The 20,480-nt window shown below is 71.8% G+C and carries 16 protein-coding genes; 5 read left to right on the forward strand and 11 right to left on the reverse strand.

Features of this window, described 5'->3' with window-relative positions:
* Positions 1-101 precede the first annotated feature (101 nt).
* The 6 genes from RS86_RS01095 to RS86_RS01120 form a co-directional block, all read right to left on the reverse strand.
* On the reverse strand, positions 102-794 hold the full coding sequence (locus RS86_RS01095) for an ABC transporter ATP-binding protein (protein ID WP_045270366.1): 693 nt from the start codon (positions 792-794) through the stop codon (positions 102-104).
* Positions 791-2,611 carry an ABC transporter permease subunit gene (locus RS86_RS01100; protein WP_045270367.1) on the reverse strand — a complete coding sequence of 607 codons (1,821 nt, stop codon included), beginning with the start codon at positions 2,609-2,611 and terminating at the stop codon, positions 791-793. The genes RS86_RS01095 and RS86_RS01100 overlap by 4 nt, the downstream gene beginning before the upstream one ends.
* The gene (locus RS86_RS01105) at positions 2,598-3,458 is read right to left on the reverse strand and encodes a branched-chain amino acid ABC transporter permease (protein WP_045270368.1); all 861 of its coding nucleotides are present in this window, start codon (positions 3,456-3,458) and stop codon (positions 2,598-2,600) included. Before RS86_RS01105 ends, RS86_RS01100 begins: the two co-directional genes overlap by 14 nt.
* Before the next feature lie 138 nt (positions 3,459-3,596).
* Positions 3,597-4,769 carry an ABC transporter substrate-binding protein gene (locus tag RS86_RS01110; RefSeq protein WP_045270369.1) on the reverse strand — a complete coding sequence of 391 codons (1,173 nt, stop codon included), beginning with the start codon at positions 4,767-4,769 and terminating at the stop codon, positions 3,597-3,599.
* A gap of 97 nt (positions 4,770-4,866) precedes the next feature.
* The gene (locus RS86_RS01115) at positions 4,867-5,256 is read right to left on the reverse strand and encodes a nuclear transport factor 2 family protein (RefSeq protein WP_045270389.1); all 390 of its coding nucleotides are present in this window, start codon (positions 5,254-5,256) and stop codon (positions 4,867-4,869) included.
* Positions 5,257-5,340: 84 nt separating this feature from the next.
* Positions 5,341-6,171: a MoaF C-terminal domain-containing protein gene (locus RS86_RS01120; protein WP_235281558.1), complete on the reverse strand. Its 831-nt coding sequence runs from the start codon at positions 6,169-6,171 to the stop codon at positions 5,341-5,343.
* A 284-nt stretch (positions 6,172-6,455) separates the two neighbouring features.
* On the opposite strand from RS86_RS01120, the gene RS86_RS01125 reads away from it, so the two are divergent.
* From RS86_RS01125 to RS86_RS01135, 3 genes are read left to right on the forward strand one after another with little or no spacing between them, the layout of a single operon-like run.
* Positions 6,456-7,859 carry an MFS transporter gene (locus RS86_RS01125; RefSeq protein WP_045270370.1) on the forward strand — a complete coding sequence of 468 codons (1,404 nt, stop codon included), beginning with the start codon at positions 6,456-6,458 and terminating at the stop codon, positions 7,857-7,859.
* A 1-nt stretch (position 7,860) separates the two neighbouring features.
* Entirely contained in the window at positions 7,861-10,011 is a 2,151-nt protein-coding gene (locus tag RS86_RS01130) for a molybdopterin oxidoreductase family protein (protein ID WP_045270371.1), read from the forward strand.
* Entirely contained in the window at positions 10,008-11,564 is a 1,557-nt protein-coding gene (locus tag RS86_RS01135) for an FAD-dependent oxidoreductase (RefSeq protein ID WP_045270372.1), read from the forward strand. The genes RS86_RS01130 and RS86_RS01135 overlap by 4 nt, the downstream gene beginning before the upstream one ends.
* Before the next feature lie 10 nt (positions 11,565-11,574).
* Here the strand turns inward: RS86_RS01135 and RS86_RS01140 are convergent, their stop codons facing one another.
* Genes RS86_RS01140 through nirB form a run of 3 tightly spaced genes read right to left on the reverse strand, consistent with a single transcriptional unit; the run spans position 11,575 to position 16,066 of the window.
* A complete protein-coding gene (locus tag RS86_RS01140) occupies positions 11,575-12,723 on the reverse strand; it encodes a uroporphyrinogen-III synthase (RefSeq protein ID WP_045270373.1) in 1,149 nt (382 codons plus the stop codon).
* Complete coding sequence (gene cobA / locus RS86_RS01145; RefSeq protein WP_045270374.1) at positions 12,720-13,505, reverse strand: uroporphyrinogen-III C-methyltransferase; 786 nt, start codon at positions 13,503-13,505, stop codon at positions 12,720-12,722. Before cobA ends, RS86_RS01140 begins: the two co-directional genes overlap by 4 nt.
* Positions 13,502-16,066: a nitrite reductase large subunit NirB gene (gene nirB / locus RS86_RS01150; RefSeq protein WP_045270375.1), complete on the reverse strand. Its 2,565-nt coding sequence runs from the start codon at positions 16,064-16,066 to the stop codon at positions 13,502-13,504. The genes cobA and nirB overlap by 4 nt, the downstream gene beginning before the upstream one ends.
* 182 nt (positions 16,067-16,248) lie before the next feature.
* Between nirB and nirD the strand changes: the two genes are divergently transcribed.
* Together nirD and RS86_RS01160 are read left to right on the forward strand one after the other, a co-directional pair.
* Positions 16,249-16,683, forward strand: coding sequence for a nitrite reductase small subunit NirD (gene nirD, locus RS86_RS01155; RefSeq protein ID WP_082076471.1), 435 nt, complete (start codon positions 16,249-16,251; stop codon positions 16,681-16,683).
* A 174-nt stretch (positions 16,684-16,857) separates the two neighbouring features.
* Positions 16,858-17,421, forward strand: a complete 564-nt coding sequence (locus RS86_RS01160) for a dihydrofolate reductase family protein (RefSeq protein ID WP_045270376.1) — start codon at positions 16,858-16,860, stop codon at positions 17,419-17,421.
* Between the two features lie 121 nt (positions 17,422-17,542).
* On the opposite strand, the gene RS86_RS01165 is transcribed toward RS86_RS01160, so the two are convergent.
* Together RS86_RS01165 and RS86_RS01170 are read right to left on the reverse strand one after the other, a co-directional pair.
* Positions 17,543-18,499: a helix-turn-helix domain-containing protein gene (locus RS86_RS01165; protein WP_045270377.1), complete on the reverse strand. Its 957-nt coding sequence runs from the start codon at positions 18,497-18,499 to the stop codon at positions 17,543-17,545.
* A gap of 154 nt (positions 18,500-18,653) precedes the next feature.
* Positions 18,654-20,420: an FAD-binding protein gene (locus RS86_RS01170; RefSeq protein WP_045270378.1), complete on the reverse strand. Its 1,767-nt coding sequence runs from the start codon at positions 20,418-20,420 to the stop codon at positions 18,654-18,656.
* Positions 20,421-20,480: the final 60 nt, after the last annotated feature.

Here is a 20,480-nt window from a genome sequence, read left to right on the forward strand (position 1 = left end):
CCCCCGGGGAGCGCTCCCCAAACCCGAGTCGTCCCCGTCAGCGGACTCCATAGCGTGCGCTGACGGGGACGACCCGGATGTGGGTGGACCAGGGGAGGGGGCTAGCCGCCGAGGTAGGCGCGGTGGAGGAGCTGTGGATCCGCGTGCAGGTCCTCGGCCGTGCCCTGGAACGACACGCGGCCACCGGCGACGACCACGGCCTCGCGGGCGATACCGAGCGCGAGCTGGGTGAACTGCTCCACGAGCAGCACCCCCACGCCGGACTCGGCGATCGACTGCACGATCGGCACGAGCCGCATGAACACGACGGGCGCGAGACCGAGCGACATCTCGTCGATGAGCAGGATCTTGGGTTTCGCGGCGAACGCGCGCGCGAGCACCACCATCTGCTGCTCGCCGCCGGACAGCAGCGCGGTGGCGGAGTCGATGCGCTTCTCCAGCTCCGGGAACGGCGCGAGCGCCGCCTCGAGCTCGGCGGGCGTGCGCGCGGTGAGCGACAGGTTCTCGCGCACGGTGAGCGACGGGAACACCGCCCTGCCCTGCTCGATGTGCACGATGCCCTTGCGGGCGCGCGACACCCGGGAGAGCCTGTCGATGCGCTCCCCGTCGAGCGAGAGCGAGCCGGCCGAGTGGCCGACGACGCCCGAGATCGACTCGATCAGGCTGGTCTTGCCCGCGCCGTTGGGACCGACGAGGGCGAGCACCTCGCCGCCGCGCACGGTGAGCGACACGTCGGAGATCACCGGCCCAGCGCCGCGGCTGACGGTGACGCCGTCCAGCACCAGTTCGCTCATGACAGCAGCTCCGTCTCTCCCATGTAGGCCTTGACGACGTCGGGGTTCGCGAGCACCTCGTCCTGCGGGCCGGTGGCGAGCACCTGTCCGAAGTTCAGCACGGTGAGCATCGGGCACACCGAGCGGACCAGATCCAGGTCGTGCTCGATGATGATGAGCGCGACGCCGTAGCGCTGCGGCAGCTCGCGCAGCCGGGCGGCGAGGGCCAGGTGCTCGTCGTGCGAGAGCCCGGCGGCGGGCTCGTCGAGGATGAGCAGGCGCGGCCCCGCCAGCACGGCGGCCGCCACCTCGACCAGGCGCCGGGTGCCGACGTCGACGCTCGACAGCCGGGCCCGCGCGGGCGGGCAGCCGAAGAACGCGAGCGTCTCCTCGATGTCGGGCGCGGACAGCCGGCGCCGCGAGACGAAGCGCACGTACCCGCCCACCGTGAGCAGCGGAGGCACCCTGTCCTGCTGGAACGTGCGGCGCAGGCCCAGCCGGGCGCGACGCGTGGGGGAGAGGGCCGCGAGGTCGCGGCCGCCCAGCAGCACTCGGCCGCCGTGCTTGGGCAGGAATCCGCTGATGGCATCCACGAAGGTCGACTTGCCTGCGCCGTTCGGCCCGATGAGGCCCATGATCGACGCCTCCGGCACGGAGAACGACACGTCGTCGAGCGCCTTCAGGGCGCCGAACTCGACGGTCAGGTGCTCCACGGTCAGCACCGGCTCGCCGCTCAGGAGGGCCGGATCCAGCGTGGCCGTGGTGGTGGTGCGGATCTCCTCGGCGTCGTCGGAGGCGTCCGGCGGCAGCGCGGTGAGGGCGGCGATGGCGGCGTTCGCGGTCTTGCGGTCCTGACGCTTCCAGATGAGGTTGCGGATCCCCTGGCCGAGGCTCGTGCCGCTCGTGAGCGCCTGCACGCCCAGCACGCCGAAGATCACGAAGCCCCAGTCCTGCGGGATGTGCCAGCGCTTGAGCAGCTCCGGCACGAGCACCCAGAGGATGCCGCCGAACACCGCCATGTCGATGAGGTGCGCGCCGCTCATGATCGCCAGCACGTACAGCGCGAGCGACTGCAGAGGCGTGAAGCTCGCCGCGAACGGCAGCTGCACCTGGCCGGCGAGCAGACCCCCGGCCACACCGCCGAGCGCGGCCGAGACCGCGAACGCGGTGAGCTTGGCGACCTGCACGCTCTGCCCGGCTGCTGCCGTGCCGCGCTCGGAGAAGGCGACGGCCTTCCAGCTCGCGCCCCAGCGGCTGCGCTGCAGGAAGAACACGATCAGCCCGCACACCACGAGCACGATGATCGAGAGGAAGAAGAATTTCTTGTCGTTCGAGAACATTGTCGGGCGGTCGATCGAGATGGCGTCCGCGGATCCGGGGAACTGGATCTGCACGAGCGTGACGTCCGCCGCGGCGGCGAAGCCCAGGGTGACCACGGCGAGGTTCACGCCGCGCAGGCGCAGGGCGGGCAGGCCCACGAGGATTCCGGCGACCCCGGCGACGAGTGCGCCGAGGATCAGCCACACGATGAAGCCGCCCGGCGCATGCCAGATGTTCATGAGCGCCACGATCCAGGCGCCGATCGCCGCGAAGGTGAGCTGGCACAGGGCGATCATGCCGGCGGATCCGGTCACGACGCCGAGCCCCATGATCGCGATCGCGGCGATCACCGCGCTGATCGCGAGGTAGACGAAGTAGCCCGGCAGGGTGTTCGAGAGCAGGAGGCCGACAAGGATCGCGAGCGCTCCGACGGCGAACGGCCAGACGATGCGGACGACCGGCCTCTGCAGGAGCGGGACGGACGGGCGGGCGGGCGAGAGCGGCTCAGCGTGCGGCATCCCACACCTCCTTGCGCTGGGTCCACAGCAGCAGGACCACGATGAACAGGAACGGGAGGAAGTTGCGGACGAGGGAGATCTCGTTGATCTGAGCGACGAGTCCGCCCAGCACGCCCAGCACGAGGCCGCCGACCACGGTGAGGCCGAGGCGCTTGAAGCCGCCGAGCAGCGCTGCGGCGGCGGCGGGGATGATGAGCATCGACAGGCTGGTCGCGTCATTGGACTGCGAAGGCGCGACGATCACGATCGCGATCGCGCTGATCACGCCGGTCACGAACCAGACCGCGATCGAGAGCGGGCGGGAGCGGATCCCGAGCAGCTCGGCCGTGGTCGGGCGCTCCGAGAGCGCGCGCAGCTGGGTGCCGATCCGGGTGCGGGTGAGCAGGACGTGCACCCCGACCGCGACGACGATCGCCATGCCCACCGTCCATACCGTGACCTGGCTGATCACCACGCCGCCGATCGAGAACGCGGGCCCCGCGATGATCGGCGCGAACGGCTGCGGCTTGTTGCCGAACAGGATGAACGAGAGCGAGATCAGCAGGAGCAGCGGCCCGACCGTCATCGCGGAGCGCGTGGTCGTGGAGGCCTCGGACAGCCAGGTCGCGGCGATCCAGCCGATCGCGGCGGCCAGCAGGCCGCCGATCAGCACGCCGAGGACGGATCCGATCCACACCGGCATGCCCGCCTTGGTGACGAGCCACACGGCGCAGAACCCGCCGAACATGCCGGCCGCCGCCTGGGCGAAGTTGACGACCCGGACCAGCCGGGCCATGAGGGTGAGGCAGACCCCGAGCACGGCGTACAGGCCGCCGGCCGCAAGCCCTGCCAGGGCTCCTTCGAGCATGTGCTTCTTCCTTCTCGTCCATTCCCGGTCGTTGAGCGCCCTTCGTCTCGTCGCTTCGCTCCTCGCTCAGGGACCGGACCGTTGTCCGGTTCCTGAGCGAGCGCAGCGAGACGAAGGACGCGACGACCCGGGGTCGGATCACTTGGTGGGGATGCGGAGCCAGTCGTCCGAGACCTTCTCCCACTTGTGGGTGCCGCTCTTGAGCTCGATCGGCCAGCCGGCGGTGTTGTGCACGCCGAAGGTGAACGGCGTGCCGATCATCTTGTTGTCGATGGGCTTCATGTTCTTCAGCGCCTCGGTGACGGTCTCGCGGGTGATGTCGCCCTTCATGCCCTTCAGCACGGTGAGGAAGTGCGTCGCGGCGAGGTAACCGCCCTGGCTGAACGAGGTCAGCGGGATGTTGTTCTTCGTCATGAGGTCACGCCAGTCCTTGTTCACGTCGTTCTCCTCGGTGAACGGGTAGAACTCGGCCGGGACGTAGATGCCGGCGCCGGCGTTGTCGACGGCCTTGGCGAAGTTCTCGCTGTAGACGCTCGTCAGGTACAGCCAGGTCACGTCGTTCCAGCCCTGCGCGTTGGCGGCCTTGACCTGGCCGATCGCGTCCGGCTCGACGGGGTTGATCGCGAGGGCCTTGCAGCCGGCCTGCTTGGCCTTGACGATGTACGGCGTGTAGTCGCTCGCGCCGTAGGGCACGGTGTCGTCGACGTAGAGGGGCTTCTTGCCGGTGATCTTGGTCCAGCTGTCGATCGCGGCCTGGTAGGTCGGGCGGGTGGATCCGGCGATCTCGAGCAGCACGCAGATGTTGTCGAGCTTGAGCTGCTCTGACCCGTACAGCAGGGTCAGCGTCATGTCGTTGTACGGGCCGACGTTGGCCGGCGAGATGTTCTTGCTGTCGAAGCAGCCCGTGTCGACGCCGATGCCGGGGATCGAGAGGATCCCCTCCTGCTCGTAGTACTTCTTGTTCAGGTCGCACTCGATGAGGCTCGCGGATCCGACCATCGCGACGGCGTTGTCGGATCCGACGATCTCGCGGGCGTTCGCGGTCGCGGTGGCGGGGTCGCCCTTGTCGTCGAGTGCCTTGTAGTCGATCTTGCGGCCGTTCAGCCCGCCGTCGGCGTTGAACTTGTCGAACACGGCCTTGGCCGCCTGGGACGCCTCGGGGAAGGTCGCCGGTCCTGAGATGGTGTTGACGGATCCGACGACGATCGGGTCGGAGGAGCCGGATCCTGAGCCGCCGTCGCCGGAGCAGCCGGCCAGGGCCAGCATTCCCGCGGCGAGCAGCGCTGCTGCGGCGGTGATGCGCTTGTTCATGTGATTCCTGTCTTCTCGGGTGCGGAGCGGACCCCGCGGTGTGGTGCAGGTCGGTGCGGTGCGGTGCGGTGCGGTGCAGTGGTGCGTGCTGCGGCGGTCAGTCGCGGGTGGCGCGGGAGACCATCTCGGTGTCGGTGAACTGCTCGAAGGCCACGACCTCGCCGCCCTCGAGCCGCCACACGTGCGCGACGCGGGCGGCGAAGAACCGCCCTGTGCGCTTGTAGGTTCCGGAGTACGTGCCGATGCCGATCACGGTGTCGCCGCCGTCCACGACCTCGTCCACCGCGAGCGTGTAGTCGTCCCAGTCGTCCTGGAGGCGGGAGAAGACGTTCTCGACCACGGCGTCGGGGCCCACGTAGGTGCCGGCGTACGGGAAGCCCGCGGCCTCGGTCCAGCGCACGTCGGCGCGGAGCGGCGCGAGCATACCGTCCACGTCGCCGCGGTCGCTCGCGTCGTAGTGGGCTCGGATGATGTCGGCGTTGGTCATGGCGGGATGCTCCTCAGGGATCGCAGGGTCGGCGGATGCCGCGAGGCCGCCGTGCGGGAGGCTGTTCACGGCGATCGGCGGAGGTCAGACGGGCTGGGCGTCGGGGTAGGCGACCGAGCCGAGCGGATAGATGTGGCCGCCGCCGCGGGAGTGCTCCGAGTCGCCATCGCCGTTGAGGCCGAGGAAGATCCCGGTCGTCATCAGCTGGTAGCCGAGGTCGTGCAGCCAGACGCTCGCGACCGCGATCCGGAACTCGCGGAAGCAGAACAGGTAGAGGCCGTCCGCGAACTTCCACACCGTGGAGAGGTCCATGTCGCCGTGTCCGCGTTGCACGCCTTCGAGGCACTGCCAGGCGTAGCGCTGGCTGGAGACGTAGACGTGCTCGTACAGGTGGTGCGGGCTGTACCGGTAGACGTTGCGCTTGCCGATGAGGTCTCGGCTGGGTCCAGGCACTTCGCCCGTGGGCTCGCCGGCGCCGGTCGTGGCGGACCAGAACTCCTGGCCGACCTGCGGGGTCCCCTCGACCGCCTCCGCGGCGATGCGCGAGCGGACCACGGTGGCGCGGTGGGTCGTGGTGGAGTACACGACGGTGAGGGCCTCGCGCTCGCGCGACGCGAGCGGCAGGTTCACGAAGACGACGTCGTCGCGCACCGCGACCGCGTCGTAGGGGTCGGTGCCGGCGGCGCCGAGGCCCGACCACGTTACGAGCCCTGCTCCCGAGCCCGTCGAAGAGCCGAAGTCCAGGGCGAGGGTCCCGCCGCCGTCGAGCGCCAGGGTCAGGGACGTGCCGTCCAGGTCGATGTTCGGCAGGCGGTAGGTGTCGATCCCCGCGGCGAACTCGTCATAGGTGCGCCATTCGTCGAGCCCGTCGTCGGGCGCGGAGACCGGATCGGCAATCGTCACATCATCGGACACTCTGGGACTCCTTCGACCCTGACCCCGCCGGACTGCGGGGCGTGGAACCATGCTGTTCCCGCGCCGGAGCGGCCTCAACGATCCGGATCCGATCGCGCGCCGAGAGTCAACCGGCGTGCCCCCAGGGGCAAGAGCCGGATTCCGCACCCGACGACGTGCGGATCCGCCTCACACGGCCTCGCCGCAGACGAGAGGACTTCGACACACGGGCGTCACCGGGCGCGCGACCGGCCGAAACACGGGCCTGACAGCGTGAGCGCACACGCACTCAGAGGAGGCCCGCGATGACCAGCACGGCAACGAACCCCGCCACGTCGAGCACATCCGCCACCCGGTCCGCCGGGCTGGACTTCCTGCCGGGGCGCTGGATCTCCGGGTGGGATCCCGAGGACACAGGTCAGTGGCGCGACGGCGGGGCCGCGATCGCCGGGCGGAACCTGCGGTGGTCGATCTTCGCCGAGTTCCTGGGCTTCGTGGTCTGGCAGCTGTGGTCCATCGTCGTCGTCGCGCTCCCCGGTGCAGGCTTCTCCTTCACCGTGACGCAGACGTTCTGGCTGATCTCGATCCCGAGCCTCGTCGGGGCGACCCTGCGCTTCCCGTACACGTTCATGGTGCCGCGCTTCGGCGGCCGGAACTGGACCGTCGTCTCGGCGCTGCTGCTGCTGATCCCCGCCACCGGGCTCGCGATCTGCGTCTCGAATCCGCACACGCCCTTCCCCGTGATGCTCGCCGTCGCGGCGCTCGCGGGCCTCGGCGGCGGCAACTTCGCCAGCTCCATGGCCAACATCACCTCGTTCTACCCGCAGCGGGAGAAGGGCTGGGCGCTCGGCCTGAACGCCGCGGGCGGCAATCTCGGCGCGGCGGTGGCCCAGTTCGCGGTGCCGATCGTGATCACGCTGGGAGCCGGGGCGACGCTGGGGCTGCCGTTCGCCGGCCTGATCTGGATCCCGCTCATCCTCGTGGCCGCGATCGGCGCCTGGTTCCGGATGGACAACCTCACGAGCGCCACGGCGGACGTGAAGGCGTCGCTCGCGGCGCTGCGCTATCCGGAACTGTGGCTGATGGCCCTGCTGTACATCGGGACCTTCGGATCCTTCATCGGCTTCTCCGGCGTCTTCCCGAAGCTCATCGCCGACCAGTTCCCGGCGTTCAGCGCGTTCCCGCTCGGCGGCGCCACGCTCTCGCTCGCGTTCGTCGGCGCCCTGGTCGGCTCCCTCGCCCGCCCCCTCGGCGGGCGCCTGGCCGATCGGTTCGGCGGAAGCACCATCACGATCGCCGCCTTCGCCATCATGGCACTCGGGGCGATCGGCGTCATCCTCACCCTGCCGCTCGGCGACTTCCGCTTCTTCCTCGGCTTCTTCCTGCTGCTGTTCGTCGCGAGCGGCGCCGGCAACGGAGCCACGTACCGGATGATCCCCACGCTGTTCGCGCTGCGCTCTGGCGCCGGTGACGGACACGCGTCATCCGGTGACGTGCCGGCGCAGCGCGCGGCGGCGGCGGCCCTGGGGATCGTCTCCGCGATCGGCGCCTACGGCGGATTCGTCATCCCGCAGGCGCTCGGTCTCTCCAAATCCGCGACGGGCGGCTACGCGGCAGGGCTCGGCTGGTTCGTCGGCGCCTACGTGCTGCTGCTGGCGGTCACCGTCGCCGTGCACCTGCGCGGCCGGCGCCGCGGGGTGCGGATCTGAGATGCCGGCCGCGACGCACTGCCCGTACTGCGCCCTGCAGTGCGCGATGACGCTCGTGCCGAACCCGCAGGGCCCTGCGCCGGTGCGCGTCGAACCCCGGATGTTCCCCACCAACCGGGGCGGACTCTGCACCAAGGGCTGGACCTCGGCAGAGCTCCTCACGACGCCGGATCGCCTGACCTCGCCGCTGATCCGGGAGCAGGGCGGACTCCGGCCGGCGACGTGGGATGAGGCTCTCGGCCGGATCGCCGCGCAGCTGCGCGCGATCCGGCGCGAGGACGGCCCAGACGCGGTCGCCGTGTTCGGAGGCGGCGGCCTCACCAACGAGAAGGCCTACCTGCTCGGAAAGTTCGCCCGTCTCGCCCTCGGCACCTCGCGCATCGACTACAACGGCCGGTTCTGCATGGCATCCGCCGCCGCGGCCGGCAACAGGGCGTTCGGGATCGACCGCGGGCTGCCGTTCCCCGTCGACGACCTCGACGGCGCCGACGCGATCCTGCTGCTCGGCTCGAACGTCGCGGCGACCATGCCGCCGCTCCTCTCGCACCTGGCGGGTGCGCGCGCCGAGGGCGGTCTGATCGTGGTCGATCCGCGCCGCTCCCAGACCGCGCAGCTGACCGCCGACGGCGCCGGCCTGCATCTGCAGCCCGCACCGGGCACCGACCTTGTGGTGCTGCTGGGGCTCACGCACATCGTGCTCGCCGAGGACCTCGCCGACCTCGACTACCTCGCGGCGCGCACGGTCGGCGTCGAGGAGGTGCGGCGCAGCGTCGCCGCCTGGTGGCCGGAGCGGGTACAGGCCGCCACCGGGGTGCCGGTCGCGCTGCTGCGCGCGACGGCCCGGACACTCGCCGCATCCCGGAACGCGTTCATCCTCACCGGGCGCGGTGTCGAGCAGCACGTCGACGGCACCGACACCGTCACGGCGGCGATCAACCTCGCGCTCGTCCTCGGCCTGCCGGGCACGCCGGGATCCGGATACGGCACCCTGACCGGTCAGGGCAACGGGCAGGGCGGACGCGAGCACGGCCAGAAGTGCGACCAGCTGCCCGGATACCGGCGCATCGCCGATCCCGCGCACCGGACCGCGGTCGCCGCGGTCTGGGGCGTCGATCCCGCCATACTGCCCGGTCCCGGCGTGCCGGCGGTGGAGCTGCTCGGCCTGCTCGGTGCGCGGGGCGGCGTCCGTGCACTGCTCGTGCACGGAGCGAACGTCGTGGTCTCCGGGCCCGACGTCGCACGGACGAGGGCGGGGCTGGCGGCGCTCGACCTGCTGGTGGTCTGCGACTTCGTGCTGAGCGAGACGGCCGCGCTCGCCGATGTCGTCCTGCCGGTCACCCAGTGGGCGGAGGAGGAGGGGACGATGACGAACCTCGAGGGCCGGATCATCCGCCGACGCCGCGCGCTGGATCCGCCGGACGGCGTGCGCAGCGAGCTCGAGATCCTCGCCGATCTGGCCGCACGGCTGGACGCGCCCTCGGTCTGGCCGACCGACCCGGCGGAAGTCTTCGCGGAGCTCGCCCGCGCCTCCGCCGGAGGACTCGCGGACTACTCGGGGTTGAGCCACGAACTCCTGGACGCCCAGCTGGATGAGGGGATCGCCGCGCACTGGCCGTATCCCATCGGATCCACCGGGACGCCGCGACTGTTCCTGGAGCGATTCGGCCACGCCGACGGGCGGGCGAGGCTCGTCGCAGTCCGTCCGCGGGAGCTCGACCGCGACGACGCGGGGGCGACTCCGGCGTCGCGCGCGGTCGGCCAGGGGGAGCCCTCCGCCGATCTGACGCTCATCACCGGACGCCTGCTCGAGCACTACCAGTCCGGCGCGCAGAGCCGGCGAGTGCCAGAGCTCTCCGCCGCCCAGCCGCGTGCGCGCGCCGAGCTGCATCCCGCGACCGCGGCCCGCCTCCGCATCGCGGAGGGGGATCCGATCGTGCTGCGCAACGGGCGCGGCGCCGTCCGCGCGGTCGCGCTGCTGGCCGAGCGCATCCGGATGGACACGGTCTTCCTGCCGTTCCACTTCCCGGACGAGGAGTGCGCGAACCTGCTCACCGCGGCCGTCGTCGATCCGGTGTCGGGGATGCCGGAGTTCAAGCGCACGGCGGTCACCGTCACGCGGGAGCGCTCCTCCGAGAGCGAGAGTGCGGCATGACCGGGGTGCTGCGGGTCGTGCTGATCGGCTACGGGCCCGTCGGCGCCCGGTTCGTCGAGGAGCTGCTTCCCGCGGTCGAGGCAGGTCGCGTCGACCTCGTGGTGCTCGGCGCCGAGGGCGAGGACGCCTACAACCGGGTGCTGCTCGCCGAGTACGCGGTCGGCGCCGCCACGAGGTCTCGTCTCGACGTCGCCGACACCGCGGCCGCGCAGCGGGCGGGAGTGCGGTTCCGGCTCGCCGAGGCGGCGGTCGCGATCGACCTGGCCCGCAGGCGGGTGCGCACGTCGCGCGGCGACGAGGTCGGCTACGACCGCCTCGTGCTCGCCACCGGCGCACGCGCGAACGTCCCCACGCTCGACGGGCTCCCCGACACGCGTCATGCACGCGGCGCCTCGGCGGGCAGCGCTCCGCCGGCGCTGCCCGCCGGCGTGACGGCGCTGCGCGATCTGGGCGACGCCGAGGCGATCGCCCCCGTCGTGGCGGGGGGCGGAAGGATCCTCGTGCTCGGCGCCGGCGTCCTGGGGATGGAGTTCGCGCTGCTCGCCGCCGAGCACGGCGCCGGAGTCACGGTCGTGCATCACGGCCCGGCGCCGATGGGGCGCAATCTGGACGAGACCGGCGGGCGGATGCTGTCCCTGGCCGCGCGGGCGGCGGGGCTCGGCATGGCGGCGCACGCCCGCGCCGAGGGCCTCGACTTCCGCGACACCGCTGCGGGATGGGTCTTCGACGGGATCTCCTGCGCCGACGGCACATATCTCCGCGGCGATCTGCTCGTGCTCTCCTGCGGCGTCGGCCCTCGCATCGAGCTCGCGCTCGACGCCGGTCTGGCGTGCGCGCGGGGCGTGCTCGTGGACGAGTCGCTGCAGACCTGGACCGACTCCGGCGTGTTCGCGATCGGGGACTGCGCGCAGATCGCCGACCCGGCCGCCGCGGATCGATCCGGTCGTGTCGCGGGGGCGCCCAGCGGGCTGATCGGCCCCGGATGGCGACAGGCCGCGGCCGTCGCTGCGCGGCTGCGTGCCGAGGCATCGGGGATGCGCATCGGGCGGGACGCCGCGGTGCCGGGGCAGGAGCGCCCGACCGTCGTGATGCTCAAGGCGACCGGGATCGATGTCGTGTCGGGCGGAGATCACGGCGCGGAGCCGTGGGATCCGGACGCGGAGGTGAGCGTCTGGGTCGATGCCGCCCGAGGCGCGTACCTGAAGACCGTCGTCCGTCACGGAGTGCTGTCGGGCTTCGTCGCGGTCGGGCTGCCGCACGCCGGAGCCGAGCTCACCCTGCTGTTCGAGCGCGGTGCGGCGCTGCCGGTCGAACCGTCCGCGCTGCTCCGGCTCGATGCCGTCGACGCCCGTGCCGTGCCGGTCGACGACCCGCTCGGGCCCGATGCGACGGTGTGCTGGTGCAACGGGGTGAAGGCCGCGCGGATCACGGAAGCGGCCGCCGGCGGGGCCGGCACGGTCGAGGAGATCGGACGCTGCACCAGGGCCGGCACCGGCTGCGGTGGCTGCAAGGGCCGCATCGCCGCGCTGCTCGCCGCCGTTCCGGTGCCGTGACCCTCCGACGTCAGACGTCGAGGCGGTAGCCGCGCTTCACGACCGTGGCGACGAGCCCTGGCACGCCCAAGGTCTGGCGGAGACGGCTGAGCGACACCTCCATCGTGTGCTCGTCGCCGTCGAGGGCGCCCGCGAGCGCGCGGCGCGAGACGACCGCGCCCTTGGCCGCGACGAGGGCGCGGAACAGCGTCACCGAACCCGGGGTCAACCGCACGGCCGTGCCGCCGATCACGGCCGCGCTGCCGCGCAGCTCGACCGCGCCGTGGCGAGTGCGCACGCGCAGCGTCGCGCGATCCTCCAGATGCTCGCAGACGAGCCGGATGAGCGCGCCCATGCGATACCGATCCGGCTGCAGGACGGGAATCCGCTCGTCGCGCAGTGGCGCCGACGTCACAGGTCCAACGCTCGCGGCGACCACGTCGTCGCGCAGGGCCTGCACGACCTCGTCGAGGCGTCCGCGGGCGCGCGCCGCGGCGAGAAGTCCGTCCACGGCCGGGGCGCTGGTGAAGGTGACGGTGTCGAGCTGCCGCGCGGCGACCGCATCGATCAGGCGCGTGATCCGCTCATCCGCGTCCTCGTCGGTCGACCAGGTGTACGGCGAGACGGTGAGCACGCTCATCCCGGCGGCCCGCAGGCGGAGCAGCTGCCGCTCATCGGACTGTCCGTGCTGCTGCACGGCGACCGTCGCCCCTCTCGGGCACTCGGCGATGGTCTTGTCGACCAGGGAGGCCGTGGTCTCCTCGTCGCTCATTCCGGCGTCGTCGAGCCCGGCGGCACGGACCGCCCCTCGCGCCTTCGGGCCGCGCACGAGGATCCGCGATGCGGAGACCGCGCCCTGCAGCGCCTCGCCGAGACCGGCGGCGTCGGCGACCTCGAACCAGCGCCGCATCCCGTAGCTGGTCGTGGCGAGAAGCACATCAGGGCGGGCGGCGATCATGCGCCGGGTGTCGGCGATGACCGGCGCATCGTCCTCGGCGGGCCGCATCCGCACCGTCGGCGCATGGAGCACGGTCGCGCCGCGGCGCTCGAACGCATCGATCAGATCCGCCGAGCGCCGATCGCTGGTCACGCCGATGCGGAAGCCGGACAGCTGATCCGGTCGGAAGCCCGCGACGGATGCCCCGTCGGCGCGATCGGCGGAAGCCTCCGCCGATGTCATACGCCGCTCCCGGAGCGCAGGACGGCATCGGCGAGGACCGCTCGGGCCTCCGCCTCGCCGAGGAGGGCGCGTCGCACGACCTCGCCGATCACGATGACCGCGGGGGATCGGACCCCCGCACGCTCGGCCGTCTCGCGGAGGCGGGAGAGATCCGCGAAGGTCGTGCGCTGCGCGGCGGAGCCGCCGCGCTCGATGACGGCGGCGGGGACGTCCGGCGCCATTCCGCAGCGGAGCAGTCCGGCGCTGATCGAGGGGAGGTTCGAGACGCCCATCAGCACGACGATCGTGCCGCCGAGGCCGGCGAGGTGCTCGAGCTCCGCGGGCGAGAGGGGCGCGTGTCCCGAGACCACCGTGAACAGGCGGGAGACCCCGCGATGCGTGACCGGGATCCCGGCCGCGGCGGGGACCGCGATCGCGCTCGTCACGCCGGGGATCACCCGGACCGGCACGCCCGCGTTCCGGCACGCGTCGAGCTCCTCGCCGCCGCGGCCGAACACGAACGGATCCCCGCCCTTGAGTCGCACGACGTCCGCGCCGCCTCGTGCGTGCGCGACGAGCAACCGCTCGATCTCCTCCTGCGCGATCGGGTGGTGCCCCGGCCGCTTGCCGACGTCGATGAGCTCGGCGCGGGGCGCGAGTTCGGCGAGGGTCTCGTGCGGCGCGAGCCGGTCGTACAGCACGACATCGGCGGACGCGAGCGCGCGCGCCGCGGCGATCGTGAGCAGTTCGGGATCGCCCGGCCCGCCGCCGACGAGCGTGACGGTCCCCACCCGCGCGGTCACGGGAGCTCCTCGGTGCGGACCGGGATCGTGGGGCCGGCGACCAGCACCGCACCGGCGGCGCGCTCCTGGGCGGTCGCGGGTCGCAGCTGGCCGCGCTCCGCGACGCGGGCGATCGAGGGATCCGGCTGGGTCGGCGCGTTCACGAAAGACCGGAACCGGCGGAGGCGCTCTGGATCGCGCAGGGTCGCGGCCCATTCGTCCTCGTAGGCGTCGACGTGCGCGGCCACCGCCGACTCCAGCTCCTCGGCGAGCCCCAGCACGTCATGCACGACCACGTCGCGCACATGGTCGAGACCGCCGTCCACCTCCTCGATCCAGCGGGCCGTGCGCTGCAGGCGGTCCGCCGTGCGGATGTAGTACATGAGGTAGCGGTCGATGTAGCGCACCAGGGTGTCGTCGTCCAGATCCGAGGCCAGCAGCTGCGCGTGTGCGGGCTGGAAACCGCCGTTGCCGCCGACGTACAGATTCCAGCCCTTGTCGGTCGCGATCACGCCCACGTCCTTGCCACGGGCCTCGGCGCATTCGCGGGCGCATCCCGAGACGCCGAACTTGAGCTTGTGCGGGCTGCGCAGCCCGCGGTAGCGCAGCTCCAACGCGATCGCCATGCCGACCGAGTCCTGCACGCCGTAGCGGCACCAGGTGGATCCGACGCAGCTCTTCACGTTGCGCAGCGCCTTGCCGTAGGCCTGCCCCGACTCGAAGCCCGCCTCGACCAGCTGCTCCCAGATCGCCGGGAGCTGATCCAGCCGTGCCCCGAACAGGTCGATCCGCTGGCCGCCCGTGATCTTGGTGTAGAGCCCGAAGTCCTGCGCCACCCGGGCGATCACGGCGAGCTTCTCGGGAGTGATCTCGCCGCCGGGGATGCGCGGCACGACCGAGTACGTCCCGTCCTTCTGCATGTTCGCGAGTGCACGGTCGTTGGTGTCCTGCAGCGGCCCGCGTCCCGCGTCGAGAAGGTACTGGCCGTGCTGGCTGGCGAGGATCGAGCCCACGACGGGCTTGCAGATGTCGCAGCCGCGACCGCGTCCGAGCCGCGCGATCGTGTCCTCCCAGCTGGTCAGACCGAGCACGCGGACGGACTCGAACAGCTCCTGTCTGGACTGGTCGAAGTGCTCGCAGAGCGCGTGCGACACGGTGGCGCCCAAGGCGGTGAGCTCGGCCTCGAGCAGCTTCTTCACCAGCGGGACGCAGGAGCCGCACTGCGTCCCCGCGCGGGTGCACGCCTTGAGCGCGCCGAGTTCGTGGCAGCCGTCGGCGATCGCCCCGCGCACGCTGCCCGCGGTGATGTTGTTGCACGAGCACACGAAAGCGTCGTCGGGCAGCGCGCCCCCGGACGGCGGCTCGGCGCCGGCCGCCGACAGGTACGCGGCGGGTTCGGCGTCCAGCGTCCGCCCCAGCAGCGGGCGCAGGCCCGCGTACGGGGCGGCGTCGCCCACGAAGACCCCGCCCAGCAGGGTCTTGGCGTCGTCGCTCACGACGAGCTTCTGGTACAGCCCGCGGGCGGGGTCCGCGTACACGATCTCCAGGGCGCCGGGCTCACGGGCGAGGGCGTCGCCGAAGCTCGCGACGTCCACCCCGGAGAGCTTGAGCTTGGTGGCGTCGTCGACGGTGGTGAACGTCGCATCGCCGCCGAGCAGCCGGTCGGCGACGGTCTCCGCCATGGCGTTCGCGGGTGCGACCAGCCCGATCGTGCGGCCGTCGATCGCGGCCACCTCTCCGATCGCCCAGACCGAAGGGTCGGAGCTGCGGCACGCGTCGTCGACGATCACCCCGCCGCGCTCTGCGGTGTCGATGCCTGCGGACCTGGCCAGTTCGTCGCGCGCACGGATGCCGATCGCGAACACGACGATGTCCGCGGGGACGCTGCGGCCGTCCGTGCACCGGACGGTCGTCGGGCGTCCGTCGTCGTCGCACAGGATCCGCTGCGGTCGTGTGCCCAGGTGCAGATCGATACCGCGCGCCGCGATGAGTCTGCCCAGGGCCTGGCCTGCGCCCTCGTCGAGCTGCGCCGACATCAGCCATCCGCCGGAATGGATGATCACGGCCTCGCCGCCGAGAGCGGCGACGCCTCCAGCTGCCTCCAGCCCCAGCAGTCCTCCGCCCGCGACGGCGACCCGCGGGGGCCGGCCGAGCTCGTCGCGGCGCGCGGCGACCTCGGCGATCAGCGCGTCCACGTCGGCCAGGGTGCGGTAGACCAGGGCCGCGTCGGATCCGGGGATGTCCGGGACGGGCGCTGCGGATCCGGTCGCCAGGACGAGGTCGTCGTAGCCGAGCACGGCGCCGTTCGAGGTGGTGACCGTGCGGGCGTCGCGGTCGATCGACACGGCCCTCTCGCCGATCCGCAGGGACACCGCGGGGTCGTCCCAGCAGCCCGGGTCGAGGGTGAGATCGGCGTCGCGGTCGGCGAGGCGCGTGCTCAGCTGCACGCGGTCGTAGGGCTGGTGGGGCTCCTCGGCGAGGACGGTGATGAGCCGGTCTCCGGCGCCGCGGGAGACCAGGGCCTCCACGAGGCGATGGGCGGCGGGGCCGCCCCCGGCGATCAGGGTTCGTCGGGTCGTCATGCGTGCCCTCCTCCGTGTCGGTGGATCCGAGCGTAGGTCGACGCCGTTTCCCGACCGTTTCGCCGATGTAACCGGCGGATGTCGCCGGACGCACAGTCCCGGCGGGGGCGTGTGAGCCGTCTTTCACGTGGCCGACACATGCCGTGACGGTGCCGGAAACACGCGGCGCATAGCGTCGGGCCATGACGATCACGCAGACTCTTCCTCGTCCCGCTCTCGCGGGGTCGGCCCTCGCGTCTCGCACCCTGCCGCTCGCGGGGCCGGTCCTGCACGGCGCCGCGGGCGCGCGCTCCGGGTGGGAGCGCGTCTGCCGCGTCGACGACCTGGAGCCGTCGTGGGGCGAGGCGGTGCTGATCCGGATGCGGCAGGTCGCGCTCTTCCTGCTCTCCCCGCGCGAGGTGTACGCGGTCGAGCACGAGGATCCCGCCGGTGGTGCACCCGTGATGGCGCGCGGGATCGTCGGCTCACGCGGTGATCGGCCCACGATCGCGTCGCCGCTGCACAAGGAGGTCTACGACCTCGGCACGGGGGAGTGCTTCACGGATCCGGCGCTCCTGCTGCGCACGTTCCGCACCCGCATCGTCGGCGGCTTCATCGAGATCGAGTTCGACGACTGACCCCGTATCCCCGCCCTCCTCTGTCCGCGCCATCCTCTGTCCGCGAGACTCCATCTGGGCGACGAGACTGCAGTTCTCGAGCGCAGTCTCGTCGCGGAGTTGGAGTCTCGCGGATGTGGTCTGGGCGCAATGCAGTTGCTTGCAAATAACAAGTAACGGGTTCAGACTGCTCTCATGGCAGAGAGCAGGCGGAAGCTGATCCTGAGCTATTACGTCTCTATCGACGGCAAGAGCGTCGGCGCGACGAACGGGATGCGCGGCGTCATGGAGTCGATCGACGATGATGCGCAGGAGCAGGAGTACGTCCGGCAGCTCTGGGAGGCGGGCGCGTTCCTCATGGGCCGGATGTCGTACGAGGCGATGAAGGGGTTCTGGCCGGTGGCGCAGCACCCGTCCGCGGCGCCGATGAACGCGATCCCGAAGGTGGTCTTCTCGCGCACGCTCACCGCGGTGCACGAATGGGGCGAGTCGAGCGTCGCCTCGGGCGACCTCGCCGAGGAGATCGCCCGGCTCAAGGCCGAGCCGGGCAAGAACCTCTTCGCGATCGCGGGCGACTCCTTCCAGCGCGCCCTGATCGCGGCCGGGGCCGTCGACGAGTACCGGTTCTGGGTGCTGCCCGCGGCGGCGGGTTCGGGCACGGCTCTGTTCCCGGAGCAGGGCGCGCCGGTGAGGCTGCGCCTGACGCAGAGCACCCCGTACCCCAGCGGCGTCCTCGAGCTGCGCTACGTGCCGGACTGAGGAGCCGCGAGACTCCAACTGGGCGACGAGACTGCAGATCTCGCGCGCAGTCTCGTCGCGGAGATGGAGTCTCGCGGGTAGAGCAGCGGGCAGCGTGGGCAGCGCGGCCGGGCAGGCGTGCTCAGTGCGTGGCGCGGTACTCGCTCGGGGAGACGCCGTAGGCGGTCTTGAACGCACGGCTGAAGTGCGCGGCGTCGACGAAGCCCCAGCGCGCGGCGATCGCGGCGACGGGGCGGTCGGCGAGGATCGGATCCAGCAGGTCGCGACGGCACTGCTCGAGCCGGCGGGTGCGGATCCAGGTCGACACGGTCGTGCCCTGCTCCTGGAACAGGCCGTGCAGGTGCCGCGTGGAGATGAAGTGCGCGGCCGCGATCGTCGTGGGGCCGAGGTCGGTCGAGGCGAGGTTGCGGTCGATGTGACCGCGGATGCGCTGCATGAGCGCGCGGTGCGGGTCGGCCGCCGCCTCGTCGAGGCCGAGCTCGCGGGTGAACACCGTGGAGACGAGGTCGAGCGCGCTGTGCGCGAGACGAGCGCCGGTGGCGCCGGCGAGCTGGTCGAGGTTCGTGGCGAGCTGGCGCAGGTACGGCACGACCATGCCGCCCAGGCCCTCCTGGCCCGAGATCCGCACGGCGGTGAGCTGCCCGACCATCTCGGGCGGCAGGCTCAGCAGGTGCTTCGGGAACATGACCACCATGGTGCGGAAGTCCTCGTCGAACACGAGCGAGTACGGGCGATCGGTGTCGTAGACGGCGAGGTCGCCGGGGGTGAGCACGGCCTCTCGGTCGTCCTGGATGAGCAGGCCCGTGCCGGCGAGCATCAGGCTCACCTTGAAGTACGAGCGGTCGCCGCGGGCGATGAGCTCCGGCGTGCGCTCCACGACGTGGCGCGACGCGCGTAGGTCGGTGACGTGCACCTCGTCGACGGAGGCGCCGCGGATCAGGCCGCGGAACGGCGCGGATCCCTCGCCGCTCACCTGCAGCGGCACGAACGAGTCGGACACGGCGGAGCGGAACTCGCTGATGTTGCGCGCGACGAGCGTCGAGACGGACTCTGCGGGAGCGACGGGTATGGCTGCCACGACTGATCACCTCGGGAAGATGCAGGGGTGGATCGACGACTTTGTATACGATCCGTTGAGGCACTCTACCACCGCGGGCCGGGCGGCGGGGGAGGATCCCCGCCGTCCGGCCCGCGCCCGGTGCGCGTCCGGCCCGCGGCCGAGCGTCGCCGCGCTACTCCACGAGCTTGCCCGCGCTGTCGACCTCGCGGATCAGGGCGTCGATCTCCGCCGGGATCGGCGGGATCTCTTCGCGGACGACGCCGGTGGACGGGGACCAGACGAGGTTGACCTGCAGCGCAGGATCCATCGCGGGGTAGTCGCTGCGGTTGTGGCAGCCGCGGGTCTCGCGGCGCTCGAGGGCCGCCTCGACGGTTGCGCGTGCGGCGAGGGCGGAGGAGCGCAGGTCGAAGGCGTGCGCGAGATCCTGGAACCCGGCGATGTCGGGGTGGATCCCGATCCGGGTCATCCGCTCCTCGATCGCGTCGAGCTCGGCGAGGCCCGCGCGGAGCCCGTCCTCGTCGCGGACGACGCCCGCATGCGCGGTCATGGTGTCGCGGATCGCGCGCTGCAGGGCACGCACGTTCTCTGGACCGTCGGCGGCCAGCAGGTCGTCGATCTCGGCCCTGGCCCGGCGCACCGCGTCCGTGGAACGGTGCTGCGCGTCGAGGCCGTAGGCGTGCGCGACCGCCGCGCGACCGGTGATCCGGCCGAACACGAGCAGTTCGATGAGCGAGTTGCCGCCCAGCCGGTTCGCGCCGTGCAGGCCGGAGGAGGCCTCGCCGATCGCGTACAGCCCGTCCACGTCGGTGCGGTGGTCCTCCGGACGCACCCAGACGCCGCCCATCGAGTAGTGCGCGGTCGGCGCGATCTCGATCGGATCCTTCGTGATGTCGAGCATCTGCAGCTCGAGCATCGTCTGATAGACGCGCGGCAGCCGGGTCATGATCGTCTCGCGGGGCAGGTGCGAGACGTCCAGCCAGACGCCGCCATTCGGAGTTCCGCGCCCCTCCGCGATCTCGGTGTACGCCGCCAGCGCCACGCGATCGCGGGTGGACAGCTCCATCCGCTCCGGGTCGTACTTCTGCATGAACCGCTCGCCGAGCGCGTTGCGCAGGACCCCGCCCTCGCCGCGCGCGGCCTCGGACACGAGGGTGCCCGCCTCGCTCTCCGGCTCGATGATGCCGGAGGGGTGGAACTGCACGAGCTCGGGGTCGCGGATCCGCCCGCCCGCCTCGACGGCGAGACGGAAGGAGTCGCCGGTGTTCTCGTCGCGGCGGGAGGACGTGCGCCGCCAGATGCGGTTGTGCCCGCCGGCGGCGAGGATCACGGCGTCGGCGTGGATGAGGTACCGCGCGCCGTCGACGAGGTCGAAGCCGTAGGCGCCGAAGATCCGGGGAACCGTGCCGCCGTCCGGGCCGGGGACGTCGTCGACCAGCAGACGCGTGATGTAGACGGTGTCGAGGATCGGGATCTCGAGCTGCTCCGCGCGGTCGACCAGGGCGCGCTGGATCTCCAGGCCTGTGTAGTCGCCGGCGAACGCGGTGCGGCGGAAGGTATGCGCGCCGAAGAAGCGCTGCGAGATGCGGCCGTCGTCCTCGCGGGCGAAGCCCATACCGTAGCGCTCCAGGTCGCGGATGCCCTCCTCCGCGCCGCGCGTGACGATTTCGACGGTGCGCGGGTCGGCGAGGAAGTAGCTCTCCTTGATGGTGTCCGCCGCGTGCTGCTGCCAACTGTCCTGCGGGTCCATCGTGCCGAGGGGCGCGTTGATGCCGCCGGCCGCGAGGGAGGTGTGCGCGTCGTGGCGCGGGCGCTTGCCGACGGCCAGTACGTCGACGCCCTGCTCTGCGACCTCAATCGCCGCACGTAGGCCGGATCCGCCGGTGCCGATCACGAGCACGGTCGTGGAGACGAGGCGCTCGCGGGTGGTGTTCTCAGTCATGACTTCCACGCTAAGAATCCGCCGACGATTACTCCAATGCATAATGCTGTTGGAGTGAAT

The organism is Microbacterium azadirachtae, assembly GCF_000956505.1.
GTDB classification, from domain to species: domain Bacteria; phylum Actinomycetota; class Actinomycetes; order Actinomycetales; family Microbacteriaceae; genus Microbacterium; species Microbacterium azadirachtae_A.